Genomic DNA, 18209 nt, shown 5'->3' with positions numbered 1-18209 from the left:
GTAACTTATTTATAATTAATCGTTTATGATGTGTCTGTATGAATCGTCCTGCAACAAGTCAACGTGTTGAAAAATGGGTTGACCACTACACAGATTGGGTAAGACTTACAGGCAATCCGCAGCTTTGGACAGTTAAAATTGCAGCGTTTTTAAAAATAAATTTTGCGCAACCGAATAGTTGCGTATATTTGCAACTGAATGGTTGCGTAAATATTTAAAAAATGAGAAGAGACGTATTCCAGGCAATAGCAGATCCCACCAGGCGGGCTATTATCCTGCTTATCGCGGTGCAGGCAATGACGCCTAATGCTATTGCCGCCCATTTTGACATGAGCCGGCAGGCAGTATCCAAGCACCTCCAGATCCTGTCGGAGTGCGAACTGGTACAGCCTCAACAACAGGGAAGAGAAATTTATTACGAATTAAACGGTACGAAAATGCAGGAAATAGAAAAATGGCTGGAGGAGTTTAAAAGACTGTGGGAGAAGAAATTCAATCAACTGGATCAATTACTGTTAACTATAAAAAACCAAAAAAATGAGAAGTAACTTGCAATTTGACTTTTCTGTTGATAAAGAGAACAAAAGAATTGTCATTAAACGGGAATTTGCTGCCGATGTTCCAACAGTTTGGGACGCTTACACAAAAAGTGATATCTTAGATCAATGGTGGGCGCCAAAACCCTGGAAAGCCAGGACCAAAAAAATGGATTTCAGGGATGGAGGACAATGGCTATACGCCATGGTAGGTCCCAATGGCGAAGAACACTGGTCTTTGGCGAACTATAAAAATATTCAACCACATCAACGCTATTCCGCAGAGGACGCATTTTGTGATGCCGATGGAAACATAAATGAGGTCCTTCCCCAATCGAAATGGGAGGTAAGTTTTTCAAAGATAGGATCAAATACGCTTGTAGAATACCAGATTTCATTCGACGACCTTTCGCAACTGGAGGACATCATCAAAATGGGCTTCAAAGAAGGTATTACAATGGCGATGGACGGATTGGACGAACTCCTTGCTTCATCAAAATAAAGCCATATTTTTTGACCAACACACACTATGAAAAAGAACATTCTATTTGTACTAAGCCTCCTGTTCGGCTTAATGTTTATTAATGCAGGCCTGAACAAATTCCTGAATTACATGCCGGCGCCTAAAGATATGCCGGAGCCATTGATTAAACTGACCACTGCATTGGGCAGTATTTCATGGTTCATTCCATTGGTAGGAATTGCAGAATTATTAGGAGGCATTTTATTTATTTTCCGCAAAACCAGGGCGCTGGGAGCGTTGATCCTGTTCCCCGTGTTGGTAGGCATCCTGTTAATCAACATAACAGCGGCGCCTTCCGGCCTGGCGATCGTACTCCCGCTCTGGGCTATCGAAATCTGGGTACTGATAGAAAATCGCAACAAGTACCTTCCGATGATCAGCTGATGTTATTTGAACTACTTTCCAGCAGGCTACAACGTAGCCTGCTTTTTTATTTATTTATATTGCAGGAAAAAACGGACGATGGATTTTGGTGCAAACTGGCAGTTATACGAGAAAACGGATCTTTCAATTCCCGCCTGGGATCAGTTCAATGCCCGTGTGCTGAATGGTAAACCTGCTGATACTCCGCTCCGGATCGGTACTTCCGGCTGGAGCAGGAAAGAATATGCCGGTACATTATATCCTCCTGGTGTGAAGGATGATGCGCTGCTTGCCGAATACGGAAAACTGTTCAACTGCGTAGAGCTGAACGCAACTCATTATAAGATCTACAGTCCCGATGCGATCCGTAAATGGACGGCGAAGGTGAAGAACCGCGATTTTAAATTTTGCCCTAAAGTACCCCAGGCCATCAGCCATCAGAGCACTCTCCTGAATGCAGGTACAGAAACCGCTGCTTTTATAGAAAGTATCCGGGCCTTCGAAGATCAACTCGGTCCCGTATTTCTCCAGCTAAGCGAATTCTTTTCGCCCGTTCGTAAACGCAACCTGTATACCTACCTGGAAAGCCTGCCCCGCGATATCTCCTTCTTTGTAGAACTCCGGCATCCCGACTGGTTCAATAACCAGCAGGAGAGGGAAGAACTATTCAATACGCTTCATCAACTGGGCGTCGGCGCGGTGATCACCGATACGCCGGGGCGTCGCGACTGCTTGCACATGACGCTTACCCTACCGAAACTCTTTCTCCGTTTTGTAACCAAAGGCGGGCACCCGCTGGATGAAGTACGGCTCAGGGAATGGGATCAGCGAATCAAAGAATTGAAAGTGCAGGGTGTCGAAGAAGTTTATTTCTTCCTGCATGTACACGACGGGAAGTATGAAGCCGATTTCTACAAAACCGTTCAATCGCAATTCGGACTCTCAATTGCCACTCCGCAGCTGGAAACGCAGCTTACATTATTCTAAGTCAATAGTCCTGGTAACGCCTATCTGCTGCAGGAAATATTCATCGTGCGAGATCACCAATAATGTTCCTTTGTAATCTTTCAATGCATGTACAAGAATATTGATGTTCTGGATGTCCAGGTTGTTGGTAGGCTCGTCCAGTATGATCACATCCAGCGGTTGATTGCTGACTGTGAGGCTGCATAACATCAATCTCATTTTTTCTCCGCCGCTCAGGTACCTGTTAGGTTTATCCCAGTCGTCTTTATCGAAGAGGAAGCGACTGAGCCGCATTTTGATCTCATGTTCCTGCAAGGCGCCATGATTGAACTGTTCCAGTTGCTGGTAAACTGTTAGATCGTTATCGATAAGCGAGTAATCCTGGTCTATGTAAATAGAGTTGAAGTCGGCCCTGGTTAGTGATCCTGCGCTGGGTTGGAGGTTGCCCAGCAGGAGTTTGATCAACGTCGTTTTGCCGCTGCCGTTAGGGCCTTTGATGGCAATGCGTTCTCCGCTTAGTATCTGGAAGCTGAGCGCTGTTTTCCAGACAGCTTTATCCCCATACCGGAAATTGGCGTCTTTTGCCGTTGCCAGTATTTTGCCCTGGTGCAGGGTAGAGTTGTCGAACAAGACTTTCATCTTATCGGCGTCTGGCAGGTCTTTTCTTAGCGACTGCAATTCCTCCGAGATATTATCTATCTTCTCTGCATGCGCGCCTTTGATCTTTGCCGTACTTTTTTCTGCACTGTTCTGGAAAGTTTTAAGGGAGATAGTGGGTAAACCGGCTTTCTCCTGCTTCTTTCTGCCTCTTGCATCCAGCTTTTGCTGGCGTTCCATGGTTTCTCTTTCCGTTTCTTTCGCTTTTCGTAATGCCTTTTCTTTGTTTCGTATATCCTGGCTTAACGCTTCCTGTTCAATTGCTTTCTGTGCAGCATAGAAGTCGTAATTGCCGCCATAGGAGCTGATCCCTTTCTTGCTGAGTTCATGGGTTGTATCGAGCAGGTTTAATAAAGTAACGTCATGGCTTACTACAACCAATGTTTCCCTGGCATTGGCAATATAGTCGTACAATCGTTTCCTGCTTTGCACGTCGAGGTGATTGCTCGGTTCATCCAGCAATACTACGGAAGGTTGATGGATCTGGATACCAGTGAGAAATACCCGCGTTTTCTGTCCTCCGCTGAGGGTATCCATCGGTTGATTCAGGTCCAGTCCTTCCATCTCCCAATAGGCGAGCGCTTCCTGGCAACGTTCTTCGATTGTCCAGTCATCGTCCAGCCATTGGAAGTTTTCCTCTGCTGTATCGCCCGCCAGGATGGCGGTTAAAGCCTTTAGCTTTTTATCTATATGCAAAGCCTCCGCAACAGTCAGACCGCTGTATTGGCCGTAATGCTGCGGTACATAATAAACCTGGCCATCGGCTTTGATGGTGCCGGAGGCAGGAACAAGTATGCCGGCAATGATCTTGAGCAGGGTTGATTTACCGGCGCCATTGTTGCCGACAATAGCTACTTTTTCACCAGTTGGAACGGAAAGATGGATATCAGTAAAAAGAGTATCCTTATTAGGATGCGTATAAGAAACGCCTTGAAGCGTGAGCATAATTTCTTTCTTTAAGAGAGATGAAGAATATTGGCCAGTGCTGGCTATTTATTTTTCCTGAAAGAAATTAAATCTCACATTGATGTAGATAGTTTGATGAACGATACGCAAAGGTAAAAAAGTTTTCTAAATAAAAAAATTGTACAGGATACTGCGCATGCTTTTCATTAACCGGTTGGCCTGGACGGTTGTCATGGCTGTCTTCATGGGAGGGAGCTTAGATAAACAAGATATGCTGTTCTTTCTGTTGTGATAAAAAGTGAGAAAAATAATACTGAATAAAAGAGCGATTGAAGAAGCTGGTAGTTGAGAAACAGGATTGAAATTATATCAGTAATTTTGATGCCTAAACTTCTTGATATGAGAATGCTTATGGCTGGCCTCTTGATGATGGCTTCCCTGTTTGTAAACGCCCAGGACGAATATCCCAAACCCAGCAAAGAAAGCCTGGATTATAATGTGTACCGCACCAAGGTTTCTGTTCCTCCTTATGGTCTGGCGAAGGTAAAGGCAATGATCGCTAAGCTGACTCCCAATGACGAGGAGATCGAAAAACTGCCTGATAACCTCTACAACTCGCTTAGCCTGCGGGAAAAATTTACATACAATATGATCCATGGAGAGATATACTCTCAAAACTGCGATCCCATGCCGCCCGTGGAAGATGAACATAAAAAGATCTTTGCCCAGCTTCCCGGCGCGTTTGATGAATACAGCTGGAGCGACAAACAAACCCAGTTCTTCGATAACAACAGGGATTCAGTAATTGCCCTGATCAAAGAATCTGTGACCCGCAGCAAACGGGTAGGGGTAAACTATAAAGAAGCCATCGTTAGCATGAATGCCGTAGAAATAATCCCTTTCCTGGAAGAAGTTTACCTCCGCGATAAAAAAGATCACGATATTCTTACAGTTTTCCTGCTGCTGATGAAAGCGAATAAATACCAGCCATTCCTGGCGTCCAGTTCTTTTAAGAAACTATATGGAGACGACGCTAACTACGGCACACATATCGTTTACAACAGCGCGAATGAACAGTTGATACTGCAACGGGTAAACGATTTTTATAAGAATTATAAACGTTAGATGAAGCAGTTCCGACTGATATTTTTCCTGGTATTGGTGGCGTCAATACAAACTGCCAAGGCACAGTCCTTAAAGTTTGCGACCATTCCTGCCGGCAGGTACCAGGTTGGAGCAAAAAGATCGCTGATCAATCCAGAAAGGAAAATCAATCTGCCAGCCTTCGAGATTGCCGTTACGGAAGTAACCAACTCCCAATTCGCTGCATTTGTTGCAGCTACCGGTTATATAACGGATGCTGAAAGAAAGCATAATGCACTGGTTTTTGAACCGGGACTGGCAGAATTCAGATGGTTAGAAGATTCGACTGCCTGTTGGCGTTACCCGAACGGAATAAGCCGGGGAGGTATCAGCAGTAAAATGGATCACCCGGTTACCACTATCAGTTTCTCCGACGCCGAGGCTTACTGCACCTGGGCCGGCTGTCGCCTCCCTACGCTGGATGAATGGGAAGTAGCCTCCCGCGCGGGAGCGAACACCCGCTACTTTTGGGGAAACAACCGCGAAGGAATTCGTAAATACGCCAACATCTGGTACGGAAGAGACCACACAACCGCTGACAGTACAGATGGATATATGTATACTTCCCCTGTCGCCAGTTTTAAACCTAACGGGTACGGCCTATACGATATGTACGGGAATGTGTTCGAGTTCTGTGAGGGCAAAACGGCTACCGATAAAAAAGACAGCAAGCTGGTTCATGCCAGGGGCGGTTCCTGGTGGTGCAGTAAGAATTCCTGTAACTATTTTAATTCAGTAGATATCGGTACGCAGAACCGCCACGCTTCTTTCAGCAACCAGGGTTTCAGGGTAGTGAAGGCGCCATCGCCCGGCCAGGAGCGATAACGCCTTCCATTATTGTTTACGCAGGGTTTCAACCGCCTCGCCGTTTTCTTTCACTGTTGCGCCAGTATTATCAAATTCCAGGCTCAGGTTTCTTTCTTTCATAAAAAACAGGGAAGGGGAAGAGGGATACAGGTCAAATTTCTTCCCGTTAATTTCCATAACCAGGTGGTCGTTTGCCGCTGTAATGTTCATACTCTTGGTCTGGGGACCACTATACTTTCCTTCATGCTGCTTTAGCTGCGCTGCGGTCAATGATGCAACTTGCTTTTTCTGGTTGGCAGGATGATGATCATAACTTAATACCCTGCTCATTTTCCAGGCGCCGTCTTTCTTTAACCAGAGATGCGTAAAGCTGGCTTCTCCATCCAGGTAGCCAGGTTTATTATTCTCAATGATATAGAAGACATGTACGCCGCTCATGATAGCGCCGTAAATAATACCGTCTTTATGCAACGGGAACACTTTAACGCTCTCCGGTAATACTTCCCTTCTGAGCCTGAAGTTGGGATTGCTGCAAAGATTCTTCTTGGTATTGGCGGAAAATGCCGCCCGTCCGACGGTATATCCTCCTTTGTCGTGGTAAAACTCCAGGTCTTCGGTCATGAATTGCTCCATCCCCTGGATATTGCAGGTATTATAGGCTTGCCAGAAAAGACTGTCGGCCCGCCGGATCGTGGCGTTGAGTTCTTCATCGGTTGTTTGGGCGCTGGCACTGAAAGCGCCGGTAAAGAGAATAGACAATGCAACGAGATATTTTGTCATGGTGGTTGGATTTGAATGCAAATTATGGATTATAAAGTACTATTTATTGCCTGGTACTATATTAGTTGATAGCCGGGGGAATAAGAGGTTGAAAGGAAACAGGTAGATAAAGCGGCGGAATAATATTTTGCTATAAGTTAGGCGGGTAAAGAAATGAAGTACAAGATAAGCCCTAAAAACCCGGCTGGTATTGCGCCGCTTTAAAATATACAGTAGCTTGTGCGGCTTATGATCTCGTCATTTTTAATGTGAACGTTATGAAAAATTTATCCTGTTCCTTATTGCTGTTAGCTGTTGCGAGCGCCAACGCACAAAAAGTTTCCAAGTTAAAAGAAGAGCTGATCCTTAACAATCCTCCCTTTCCTGAATGTCATGCATCTACCCTTATCGAAACTCCCGGCAAGCAGGTATTGGTTGCTTTCTTCGGTGGCACAGAAGAAGGGAATAAAGATGTTGGTATCTGGACGGTCAGTCAATCCGCTACTGGCTGGAATGCGCCTGTGGAAGTAGCCAACGGCAAACAGGTTAGCGGAACCCAATATCCTTGCTGGAACCCGGTTTTCTATAGGACCGATAAAAAGAACCTGGTACTTTATTATAAAGTAGGACCCAATCCCCGAGAATGGTGGGGATTGCAAAAAACTTCCAACGATAACGGGAAAACCTGGTCTGATGCGGTGGCATTGCCTGAAGGTGTTTTAGGGCCAATTAAAAACAAACCGGTAAGCGTAGGGAAAACGATTATCTCTCCATCCAGCGTGGAGTTCACCAACAAGATCTGGAAGGCCCATGTAGAGATCTCGCAGGACCAGGGAAGAACCTGGAAACTGTTTCCTATTGATACAGCGAATCCTGTAAGGGTCATTCAACCCACCATCCTCGTATATCCGGGCAAATTGCAGGCGCTTTGCAGAAGCGACAGGGATAAGATCCTGTCCTCCTGGTCGGCAGACCAGGGAGTTACCTGGAGTAAACTGGAGCCTATTTCTTTAGATAATCCAAACTCCGGTATTGATGGCGTTACCCTGAAAAGCGGGTGGCAGCTGTTGGTATACAATCCAACCGTTTCAGGCAAACAATGGTCGAATGGCCGCGGCGAACTGGCAGTGGCGATGTCCAGGGACGGGAAGAACTGGACGAAGGTGATTACCCTCGAGAATGGTAACAACAGGAATGAATTCAGTTACCCCGCCGTTATTCAAACTTCCGATAACAAGATCCATATTACGTATACCTATAACCGTAAGAATATAAAGCATGTGATCTTGCAGGAAAACTAACTGATCTCACGTTCCGGGGTCGGCGACCCCGGAACGTGACTGCTTTTCTAGTTCATGTTCTGCACCTGTAAATCCGCACATTTTCTGTAGCTTCGTACCGGCCGAAACCTTTCTATGCTTTTGAGGATAATCATTTTTATACTGCTGGCTGTTACATCACTGTCCGTCAATGCACAGAGTAAACTGACAGGAACTGTCAGGTCTGAAGACAGTATTCCCCTGAATAACATCACCATATTGAACAAGGAAAACGGGCAGAGCGTTGTCAGCAACGATGATGGCACTTTTTCCCTTTCGGCCCAAAAAGGCGATACAGTATTATTTAAGGCGTTAGGTTATACACCTCTTCTTTACATCGTAAAAAAAGAAAGAACAGATATCACTATCTGGTTGAAGAGATCACCTATCGAGCTAAATACCATCAATATTATCAAGTATAATTACCACAAGGATTCTTTAAAATTCAGGGAAGAATATGCCAGGGAATTTGCATTCAGGCGCCCGCGCTGGAATGAAGTTGTTCCGATGATGGGACTTGGCTTTACTGTAAATATCAACCAGCTATATAAGGCGGTATCTTTTAAAAAGAACAAGAGAAAAGAGAAATTTAAAAAGATACTGATCGCGAAGGAAAAGGAAAATAGCGTACAGCGGGTTTTTACCCCGGAACTGGTAACTAAATTGACAGGATTGCAGGGGGATAGCCTGAACCAGTTCATGATAAAATATGAGCCAACTTATGAGTTTATAAAAGATGCTTCTACTTATGATGTGTGGCTGTATATCACGCAAAATTATAAGCAGTTTAGCAAGGGATTGTAATAGAATATGGTATCTTGCAGTTTCTTCATGAAAATATATTCTCACCTTCAAATCGGGGAACATCACATCAATCATTGCGAAGATTTCTTTGTTACCGCTCAATTAACCGATCAGCAATGGTTATTTGCGGTCATGGACGGCTGCACCATGGGAACCGACAGCTATCTTCCGGCTACTATCACAGGCAAACTATTGAGAAAGATCGGCAAGGATTTCTTCTACAGGTCTTTTATCAACAGAAATTCAAATTCCCGGGTCTCTTTAAAAGACATAATGCATCGCCTTTGCCAGGAATTAAAGTTTATTAATAACTACCTGTTGCTGAACAGGGACGAATGTCTCAATACCTTGCTGCTCGGTATTTTAGACACTCAATCGCTGCACCTGGAAGGCATAGCAATAGGAGACGGGATGATGTGTGTTGATGGGGAAATGACCATCTGGGAGCAGGACAATAAGCCGGATTACCTGGGATATCATTTAAATGAACCGTTTGAAGACTGGTGGACGGCTCAGACACAGTTTTTCTCACATCAGAATGTGCAGGATTTCAGCCTGGCAACAGACGGAATTTTCACCTTCAGTCGATTCATTAATCAACCGGCCGTGGCTTCCATTGATGTATTGGATTATTTGTTGGTAGACACTACATACCGGGAATCAGAAAATATGCTTCACCGGAAAATGCTGCAAATCCGCGACGAGCATGCATTAAAGCCAACAGACGACCTGGCGGTGATCCGCGTCATCCTCTCCTGACTTGCCCGTTTTCTCCCAAATTCCTTATATTAGAAAACAAACTTTCATTATGCGTTTTCTTATCCTCCTGTTTACAGGCGTATTCCTGGCAAATATCGGCATCGCTCAAAAGGCTGAACCGTCGGTGAATGAAATTACCTTCCGCATGCTTACCTACATGAAAAGCCTGAAAGCAGACGTTGATAAAGGCTTGTCGGCCGAGAAAAAAGCAGCCATGAACGAGCAGCTGGCACAGCTAAAAACTGACCTGGCGGCATACATGAAAACAAGGAAAACGTATTCCGACAGCCTGATGAGACATAACATCGCACCAGGTAACAAGAACCCGGATAACCTGGAAGTATTGAAAGGGAAAATGAGCCAGGTAATGCAGCAGCTGAGGGGCGTCAACGACCTGGTGAGCCCTGCGCTGCAAGCGGAAGGAGATAAACTGAACGACGAAATGTACAATGTATTATACGGGGAACCGGTACGATATCTTTCCAACCTGGAAGCATTTCTCGCCGGAGTGCCGGTAACAAAAAAAGACCTGGCTATCGATGCCAGCGTACACTATCAGCGCCTGGAAGAATGCCTAAACATCATCACAGCTATTCAAAATAAAATAAGATAATTAGCGCCGGAAAGCCAGCATAGCGTTATATTTGACTTCTGCCAATTGCCTTTAAATTCCAGCAGTTCCATGTTTAGATTACCCGTATTAATAGTGCTGATGGCTGTTAGCCAGGTGCTGACAGCTCAAAGCTATCCCCGGCAGTTTGAAACGGTGGATAGCAAGATGGGCTTGTCGAGCAACCAGATAAACTGCATTACAAAAGATAATGCAGGGTTCATGTGGTTTGGCACCATGGCAGGGCTTAACCGGTTCGACGGCTACAGCTTCAGAGTATTCAGGCATAAACCCGGCGACACAACCACGCTAAGCGACGATTACATCAACCAGGTAGTGCAAGGTCCCCATCATCTCCTGTGGGTGCAAACTCCCAACGGCTGGAATATATACGACCCCGGCACCGAACGGTTCACTGTTCACCTGCAGAACCGCCTGGCTGCCATGGAACTGCCCAACGAAGAATTTACCGCCATCGTTCCCGATTCTGCCGGCTGCTACTGGTTTGTAGTAACAGGTAAAGGCGTTTACAGGTACAATCCCGCTACCCGTAAAAGCACGCATTATAGTAAAAACAGAGGAACGCTTTATTCAGATAATGTTACCGGGATGGCAACCGATCACCAGGGCAATATCTGGATGGTGTATGCTGAAGGAGTGCTGGAACAGTGGGACAGGAACGGCAGAAAAGCGCTGCGCCGGAATACCGGTGTTGCAACGGTAACAGGAGAATCATCGGTAGATTATAAAATATTCGTTGATCCGGATAATGATATCTGGCTTTACAGGGCAGGGCAGGTAAAAGGCGCCTTTTATTATCAACCTGCTTCCGGTAAAATGCAGCTGTTGCAAAAGAACGCAGGGCAGCTGCGCCTCAACAATGATATCATTAACGGCATTGCAGCCGATAATAATAAACGTATCTGGATCGCCACAGATCATGGAGGCATCAACCTGGTTGATAAACAGAACGGAGAGGTATCCTATGTTCTTCACAACGAAAGAGAAGAAAAAAGCCTGGGGCAGAATAGTATTAACGCAATATTTAAAGATGATGCAGGTATCATCTGGTTAGGAACATTTAAAAAAGGAGTGAACTATTTCCATGAAAGCAGTCCTCATTTCCCGCTATACCAGCAAATATGCAACTGGTAACGCTCTGGGGAAGAGTGCCGCTGCGCAACAGCTACACTGAAGCAGTTAATAACCTGTACCCGAAGCGCAACAGCACAGAAGAATTATGGAAAGCGGTAGAAGATGACCTGACCGCTGCCATTGCCGATCTTCCGTTACCTAAAGACCAGCCGGCAGCTAACCTGGGAAGGGCTACCAAAGGCGCCGCTATTGCGTTGCTGGGCAGGGCGTATCTCTACCAGAAAAAATACCAGCAGGCTAATACTACTTTGCTGCCGCTGACGCAGGCTCCTTACACCTATATATTAAGTCCAAAATATGACGACCTGTTCACCGAATCCAATCAGTCCAACCCTGAAATCATATTCCAGGTAATGCATGCAAAATGGACGGACTGGGGTATCGGGAACCAGTACTACGTGTTCGGCGGCCAGGAAACCTGGGGAAACAAAGCTACGCATAGCGACAGGGCGCAGGAATATGGCTTCAACGACTGGAGAAATGTTTATGTATCCGATGCCCTGGTAGCTTCATTCAAGTATAAAGACGAAACGAACAAAGATTATCTTGATCCCCGCGCGAAATCCACTTTCTATGGCGATGCTGCCAGCGGTGGAAAAACTGACTACTGTAATCGTTGCCCCGGAGGTACTATTCCGTTTCCATTTACTTCCAGTGAAGGTGGTTATCGCTGGCGCAAATACCAGTATTATGAGGATGTGAAAAGCTATGGCGGCCCTGCCAGCGGGATCAACTCCCTGGTGATCAGGTATGCAGATGTTTTGTTGATGATCGCCGAAACCTACATCCAGGCAGGGAATCCCGATGCGGCGAAACCATTCATCAATGACGTACGTCGTCGTTCCGGCGCTTTCGAATTCACAACCCTTGGTAATAAAGACAATGCCATGCAGATCCTGATGAGAGAACGGCGCCTGGAATTAGGCGGAGAGCAGTCGAGGTACTTCGACCTGCTGCGTTGGGGCCTGTTGAAGCAGGAGTTGAATAAGGAACTGAAAGCGCAATACAATGCAGAAACATTCCAGGATAAGAATGTACTGTTGCCGATCCCGCAACAGGAGAAAGACACAAACCCGAACGTGAGCGGGGATGTAGCGAATAGCTGGAACTAAATATCACGTACTTGCAAAATGAAGGGGTGTTGCGGAGTTATCTGCAGCGCCCTTTCCTTTTTAAAAATAAGTCAGAACAATTTTCTTTCCGGTTGATAAACATTATTACTCATCATTTCGACATTTGTGGCAGATAGTTGAAAAAGGCAGGATTACCTTGCTTTTTCAATAAACAATATTGTCACATGGTTAGAAGATCAGCAGCTTTTGTTTTTGCCTGTTTGCTTACGGCAATGCAGGATGGCTATGCTCAACAAAGCGGCCCTGCCCGGCCTCCCGGTACAAAGGAGTCAACGGCTTTTTACTCTTCGGTTCGCACTTATGTCAATCCAGTTTTACCCGGTGATCATCCTGATCCTACTTTGCTGAAAGTAGGTAATGATTTCTATCACTGTGGTTCTTCTTTCCACTTCAATCCATACCTCCCTGTCTATCATTCCAAAGACCTTGTACACTGGAAAGTGATTGGCCGCGTATTACCGCCATCCAGCGCCGGTATGGTATCCGACCGTCCTGGTGGCGGGGTATGGCAGGGCGCCATTACTTATTTCTATGGCTCTTACTGGATCTATTTTTCAGCCGGCGGGCAATGGTTCTCCAAAGCTTCTTCGCCGGAAGGACCCTGGTCGGCGCCGGTGAGGGTAAAAGAAAACCCGGTAACAGGCCCGCTGGGGTACGACAACTCAATTTTCGTGGATGATGGCAAACCTTATATGGTGATCAAAAACGGGCAGAAAGTTAACCGTTTGCAGGCATTAGGCCCCGATGGCCAGCTTACCGATTCGGTGATCAACCTCGACTGGATCAATGCCCGTTTGCAATACAGCTGGGCGGAAGGCCCGGTAATGTGTAAACGTAACGGGTATTACTATTACTTCCCGGCAGGCGACGTGTCCGGAGGGCAGTATGTTTTGAGGACAACCGCGTTGACGGCAGATTCCTCCAAATGGGAACGCCTGGGCGATTTCTTTAAACCCATTACCGATACCGCCAACGCTTTCCCGCGCCCTAATCATATTTCAGCCCCGGTGCAGCTGGAAGATGGCACCTGGTGGACAATAGGGCAGAGCTATGAAAAAAAGGGGAACGACGACTGGTCGGGAATGGGAAGACAAACATCGCTTTACCAGGTGATCTGGGAAGGAGACCGTCCCTGGGGCGTAGCCCCGTCAAGCGGGCCGGTAGTAAAACCGGCGCTGGAAAACGACAATACTCCCTGGCGCAGCGTACGTTCCGACCGTTTCGGGTCCGACAGCCTGGGCGCCTGGTGGCATTTCCTGTCAAAACCTGCAGCGGCAAAGTATTCGCTCACCCAACGCAAAGGGTGGCTCCGTTTGTTGCCAGACAGCGGGCGAACGCATCTCCTCCAGAAAGAGACAGATCATTATTATGCAGCAGTTACACGCCTACAGGTAAATGATGATAGCGGAGCCCTGGGTGGTATTTACCTGACTAACGGGAAGCAAAGTGTAGTTGCCCGGCTTTATTATGCTTCCGGTAACAATCCACGTATTGTGTTCCAATTGGATACAGCGCTGAGAGAAATGCCTTATCGCGCAGGGAAAGATGTCTGGCTTAAACTGGAAAGGTTTGAACACAATTTAAAAGGATTTTATAGTGCAGATGGTAAAAACTGGCAGGACATAGGTCCATTTATCAGTGCAAAGCCTATCGACAAAGCGCAACCGGATTTTAACAGCTGGGTTGGTACAAGTATCGGTTTGTTCGCAGAGAAAGGCCCGGTTGATTTTCATTCTTTTACCGGTAAAGACGGTTTCTCGCCGCTACCTGCAATCGGCGCAAGTAATTATTATGGTATAAGCAAAGTAAAAGGAGAGGAAGTTGCCAGTTCTTCTGTGCATGGCGGATGGATAATGATATCGGGAGTTGATTTCGGCGCCGGCGGCGAGGCCAAAGCAGTAGAAATAACCGGCAGGGCAGGTAAAGGAGGAAAGCTGGAATTGTGGATAGATGACCTGGAGAAAGGAGTAAAGATCGCTGAAGTGCCTGTTAAGGGAAAGGGATCTTTTAAAAATATGCTTTCCCGTTCCGTATCGGGGCAGCATGATCTTTTTGTGAGGTTTCCCCGAGGCGCCCCGGGCGATATTCATATCCGGGATATACGTCTTTCAGGAAAAGAAAAATAATGAAGAGGGACAACGCTATCCGTTGGAAAAAATAGATGTTGATTATTAATTGTTTAAATGACACTTAATTGATGTGATAACATTGAAAATCTTTAATCCAGCGGAGAATTTCGCTGTATTTAAATCCCAGTTGAACCGTATTTAGACATTATTGCTATCCTTTTGGAGATTCGTACCATTTATATATATAGGGCTATTGTAGATTCGGCTGTTGTTTTTTGTTTCGGTGTCTGCTGATCGATCTGCAACTTTTTACGTTATGAAAATTCTCTACTTAAACGCTAAATGATTACTTATGAAGTTTCAATGCGACAGGGCCGCCACGTCCCGTAACAACCAAATTCTGTTTTATTGCCTGACCAGGTAGCATCTGGTACATCCCGGCACAGGGATATTGCTTTTATCGTATTGTAATTGTTCTTGCCGGTTTATCCGGCGTGATAGTCTTGTTCCGGCTGTCAGAACCCCTTATTGCCCTAACATTAAATTTTTTGAATTCCATGTTGAAAAAGATCCTTTCTCAGTTGTCGTGGAACTGGCTTGTAGCGACGGCGGTAATGCTATCGATTGCCGCTGATTGTTCGCCATTGCAGGCCCAGGATGCACGTGTAGTCCACGGCGTGGTACTGGACGAAAAAAAAGCGCCCATCCCCGGTACCACAGTGTTGGTAAAAGAAACCAAGATAAGTACCAGCACCGATGGCGATGGTAAATTCTTTATACGCGTGCCATCCGACAAACACATACTTGTTTTCACTTACATAGGAAAAGTGCCGCAGGAAGTGAACGTCCAGAATCGTTCTGAAATATCCGTCAGCCTGAAAGATAATGTAGTGGGACTGGAAGATGTGGTGGTAGTAGGGTATGGCCGGCAAAAGCAGGCCAGCGTCGTGGCGGCTGTTTCGCAAACTACCGGTAAAGTTCTCGAGCGGGCAGGCGGCGTTTCAAATATCGGCGCCGCATTAACCGGCAATGTACCTGGCCTGATCACTGCCCAGAGCACCGGGTTGCCGGGTGAAGAAGATCCCCGGCTCATCATCCGCGGTCTCAGCACCTGGAATAACAGCAACCCCCTGGTGCTGGTAGACGGAGTAGAACGGCCTATGACCAGTGTCGACATAGGGTCTGTAGAAACTGTAACCGTATTGAAAGACGCTTCCGCCACCGCCGTATTCGGTTCCCGGGGCGCTAACGGCGTTATTCTCATAACTACGAAAAGAGGAAAGACAGGCAAGGCGTCTATCCGCGCAACCGTGAATACGATCATGAAAGCGCCATCCAAGTTGCCGGGGAAAGCAGATTCGTATGATGCGCTACGCACAATCAACGAAGCGATAGAATACGAACTGGCGCTGAAACCGGAGAGCTGGAACAATTACTACCCGCAGGCGATCCTGGACAAATACCGCTTCCCCGCCAACCTGGAAGAAGCGGAACGTTACCCGAACGTAGACTGGGCAAAAGCCTTGTTCAAGGACTATGCAATGTCGCAGAATGCCAACGTTAACATCAGTGGCGGTACCCGTTCAGTGAAGTATTTCACGAGCGCCGACTTCCTCCACGAAGGCGATCTTTTCAAGATATATGACAACAAACGCGGCTATAAACCGGGCTTTGGTTTTACCAGGTTGAACGCCCGTTCCAACCTCGATTTTCAACTGACCTCTTCTACACTCTTCAAAGTGAACCTTGCCGGATCATATGGGGTACGTAAAAGTCCCTGGGGTTTTTCCGGCAACCAATACGGTTCATGGATCGATGCATATACAACCGCCCCCGATGTTTTCCTGCCTGTGTATGCCGACGGTTCCTGGGGATACTTTGCACCTAACGAAGGAAGGGCCGAAAATTCAGCCAGGAGCCTGGCGGTTGGCGGTATCCAATACCAGACCACTACCCGCATCACTACAGACTTCACCGTTGAACAGAGCCTGGATATGCTGCTCAAAGGACTGAAGTTTAACGCAACGCTCTCAATGGATAATACGTTCGTGGAAAGCGACAGGGGAGTAAATGACCTGTATCATGATGTGCAACGTAAATGGATAGATCCCGAAACCGGGAATGTTTTCTATAAAAGCGCATTTGACGGTGTTACCAACTTCGATTTCCAGGAAGGAATAAAGTGGACGCCCGCTGCCGGTGCGGTAACCGACAACCAACGCCGCCTCTTCTATCAACTGCAACTGAACTATAACAGGACATTTGCTGATAAACACAACGTGACGGCTATGGGACTGCTGAACCGCAACGTTACCGCCTATGGAAGCATGATCCCTTCTTACCGCGAGGATTGGGTGTTCAGAACCACTTATACTTACAACAATAAATACACGATCGAATACAACGGCGCGTATAACGGCTCCGAGAAATTTGCGCCCGACTACCGCTTCGCTTTCTTTTCTTCAGGCGGCGTGAACTGGATCTTAACCAACGAAAACTTTATGAAGAACGTTCGGTTCCTGGACCTGTTGAAATTCCGTGCATCCTATGGTCAGACAGGTTTTGATGATGTTGCCGGCCGTTTCCTTTACCTGACGGAATGGGCGTATGGAGGCAGGGCCAGGTTAGGCACTACCGGCGAAGGCGCTGAGCAAAGTCCTTTCACCTGGTACAGGGAAGCAACCGTTGGTAACCCGAACGTGCAATGGGAACAGGCAGAGAAAATCAACCTGGGTACGGACTTCGAACTGTTCCACGGGTTCATAAGAGGAAAGATGGATTTCTTCCAGGACAAACGTTCCAAGATCCTGCTTGCTAACAGGTCGTCTGTTCCTTCGTACTATGGCGCTACTCCGCCGGTTGCCAACCTGGGCCGGGTAACCTCGCGCGGCTACGAGCTGGAACTGCATTTCAACTGGCAGGCTAACAAACAACTCCGTCTCTGGTCTGACCTGAATATGACCCATGCCAAAAACAAAATACTCGAAGCCGATAACCCTGAGTTATTGCCTGCTTACCAGAAATCAGAAGGCATGCAGATCGGGCAGGCTTACTCTTATGTAAGCCATGGCTATTACAATACATGGGATGAATTGTATGGCAGCACTATACATAATACCAACGATAACCAGAAACTTCCCGGCAACTATTACATCGTTGACTACAACGGCGACGGGGTGATAGATGCGAATGATAATATCCCTTACGGCCATAGCGGTTGGCCTACCAATACCTACAATGCGACGTTGGGAGTGGATTGGAAAGGGCTAAGCGTTTTTGTGCAGTTCTATGGAGTGAACAACGTAACAAGGCAGGTAGTTTTCAACAGCCTTGCATCGCAGGGGCACACCGTTTACAACGAAGGCACTTACTGGTCAAAAGACCGCCCGGATGCGGATGTACCTATGCCGCGCTGGTTGTCGACGCCTGCCGGTTATTATCGCGGTACTCAATACATGTACGATGGTTCTTACCTGCGGTTGAAGAACGCGGAGATCGCATATACCTTCAATAAAGGGTTTATCAGGCGGGCCGGTCTTGAATCTTTACGGGTATACCTGAACGGTAATAACCTGGCTGCCTGGAGCAAGATGCCTGACGATCGCGAATCCAATTTCGCGGGTACCGGCTGGGCTTCGCAGGGTGCTTACCCAACGGTAAAACGGTATAACCTCGGCGCGAATTTCACTTTCTAAACATG

At 46.7% G+C, this 18209-nt stretch carries 16 protein-coding genes; 14 read left to right on the top strand and 2 right to left on the bottom strand.

Going from position 1 to position 18209, the window contains the following annotated elements; translation table 11 throughout:
- The first annotated feature begins 221 nt into the window (after positions 1-221).
- From BLV62_RS22720 to BLV62_RS22705, 4 genes are all read left to right on the top strand, one after another.
- Entirely contained in the window at positions 222-548 is a 327-nt protein-coding gene (locus BLV62_RS22720) for an ArsR/SmtB family transcription factor (protein ID WP_089764590.1), read from the top strand.
- A complete protein-coding gene (locus tag BLV62_RS22715; RefSeq protein WP_089764588.1) occupies positions 538-1038 on the top strand; it encodes an SRPBCC family protein in 501 nt (166 codons plus the stop codon). The genes BLV62_RS22720 and BLV62_RS22715 overlap by 11 nt, the downstream gene beginning before the upstream one ends.
- A gap of 27 nt (positions 1039-1065) precedes the next feature.
- Positions 1066-1443, top strand: coding sequence for a DoxX family membrane protein (locus BLV62_RS22710; RefSeq protein ID WP_089764586.1), 378 nt, complete (start codon positions 1066-1068; stop codon positions 1441-1443).
- Positions 1444-1521: 78 nt separating this feature from the next.
- Positions 1522-2409 carry a DUF72 domain-containing protein gene (locus BLV62_RS22705; RefSeq protein ID WP_089764585.1) on the top strand — a complete coding sequence of 296 codons (888 nt, stop codon included), beginning with the start codon at positions 1522-1524 and terminating at the stop codon, positions 2407-2409.
- On the opposite strand, the gene abc-f is transcribed toward BLV62_RS22705, so the two are convergent.
- Positions 2401-3990 (bottom strand): ribosomal protection-like ABC-F family protein, encoded by a 1590-nt coding sequence (abc-f, locus tag BLV62_RS22700; protein ID WP_089764583.1) that lies wholly within the window; start codon positions 3988-3990, stop codon positions 2401-2403. The genes BLV62_RS22705 and abc-f overlap by 9 nt on opposite strands.
- A gap of 360 nt (positions 3991-4350) precedes the next feature.
- On the opposite strand from abc-f, the gene BLV62_RS22695 reads away from it, so the two are divergent.
- Entirely contained in the window at positions 4351-5076 is a 726-nt protein-coding gene (locus tag BLV62_RS22695) for a hypothetical protein (RefSeq protein ID WP_139170359.1), read from the top strand.
- Complete coding sequence (locus BLV62_RS22690; RefSeq protein WP_089764580.1) at positions 5077-5919, top strand: SUMF1/EgtB/PvdO family nonheme iron enzyme; 843 nt, start codon at positions 5077-5079, stop codon at positions 5917-5919.
- 9 nt (positions 5920-5928) lie between these two features.
- Here BLV62_RS22690 and BLV62_RS22685 read toward each other — a convergent pair whose 3' ends face one another.
- The gene (locus tag BLV62_RS22685) at positions 5929-6681 is read right to left on the bottom strand and encodes a nuclear transport factor 2 family protein (RefSeq protein WP_089764578.1); all 753 of its coding nucleotides are present in this window, start codon (positions 6679-6681) and stop codon (positions 5929-5931) included.
- Positions 6682-6938: 257 nt separating this feature from the next.
- On the opposite strand from BLV62_RS22685, the gene BLV62_RS22680 reads away from it, so the two are divergent.
- The 8 genes from BLV62_RS22680 (at position 6939) to BLV62_RS22645 (ending at position 18204) form a co-directional block, all read left to right on the top strand.
- The gene (locus BLV62_RS22680; protein ID WP_089764576.1) at positions 6939-7961 is read left to right on the top strand and encodes a sialidase family protein; all 1023 of its coding nucleotides are present in this window, start codon (positions 6939-6941) and stop codon (positions 7959-7961) included.
- 114 nt (positions 7962-8075) lie between these two features.
- Positions 8076-8783, top strand: a complete 708-nt coding sequence (locus BLV62_RS22675) for a carboxypeptidase-like regulatory domain-containing protein (RefSeq protein ID WP_089764575.1) — start codon at positions 8076-8078, stop codon at positions 8781-8783.
- A gap of 27 nt (positions 8784-8810) precedes the next feature.
- Positions 8811-9542, top strand: coding sequence for a protein phosphatase 2C domain-containing protein (locus BLV62_RS22670; protein WP_168927954.1), 732 nt, complete (start codon positions 8811-8813; stop codon positions 9540-9542).
- A 49-nt stretch (positions 9543-9591) separates the two neighbouring features.
- Positions 9592-10155 carry a hypothetical protein gene (locus tag BLV62_RS22665; protein ID WP_089764571.1) on the top strand — a complete coding sequence of 188 codons (564 nt, stop codon included), beginning with the start codon at positions 9592-9594 and terminating at the stop codon, positions 10153-10155.
- 69 nt (positions 10156-10224) lie between these two features.
- Positions 10225-11307, top strand: coding sequence for a ligand-binding sensor domain-containing protein (locus BLV62_RS22660; protein ID WP_089764569.1), 1083 nt, complete (start codon positions 10225-10227; stop codon positions 11305-11307).
- Entirely contained in the window at positions 11295-12419 is a 1125-nt protein-coding gene (locus tag BLV62_RS22655) for a RagB/SusD family nutrient uptake outer membrane protein (RefSeq protein ID WP_089764567.1), read from the top strand. Before BLV62_RS22660 ends, BLV62_RS22655 begins: the two co-directional genes overlap by 13 nt.
- 185 nt (positions 12420-12604) lie before the next feature.
- On the top strand, positions 12605-14566 hold the full coding sequence (locus BLV62_RS22650) for a family 43 glycosylhydrolase (protein ID WP_225889682.1): 1962 nt from the start codon (positions 12605-12607) through the stop codon (positions 14564-14566).
- A gap of 500 nt (positions 14567-15066) precedes the next feature.
- On the top strand, positions 15067-18204 hold the full coding sequence (locus tag BLV62_RS22645; protein ID WP_089764563.1) for a SusC/RagA family TonB-linked outer membrane protein: 3138 nt from the start codon (positions 15067-15069) through the stop codon (positions 18202-18204).
- The last annotated feature ends 5 nt before the right edge of the window (positions 18205-18209 follow it).

Origin of the sequence: Chitinophaga terrae (ex Kim and Jung 2007), assembly GCF_900107795.1 — a bacterium.
GTDB classification, from domain to species: Bacteria; Bacteroidota; Bacteroidia; order Chitinophagales; family Chitinophagaceae; genus Chitinophaga; species Chitinophaga terrae.
This window is presented reverse-complemented; position numbering and strand designations above follow the sequence as displayed.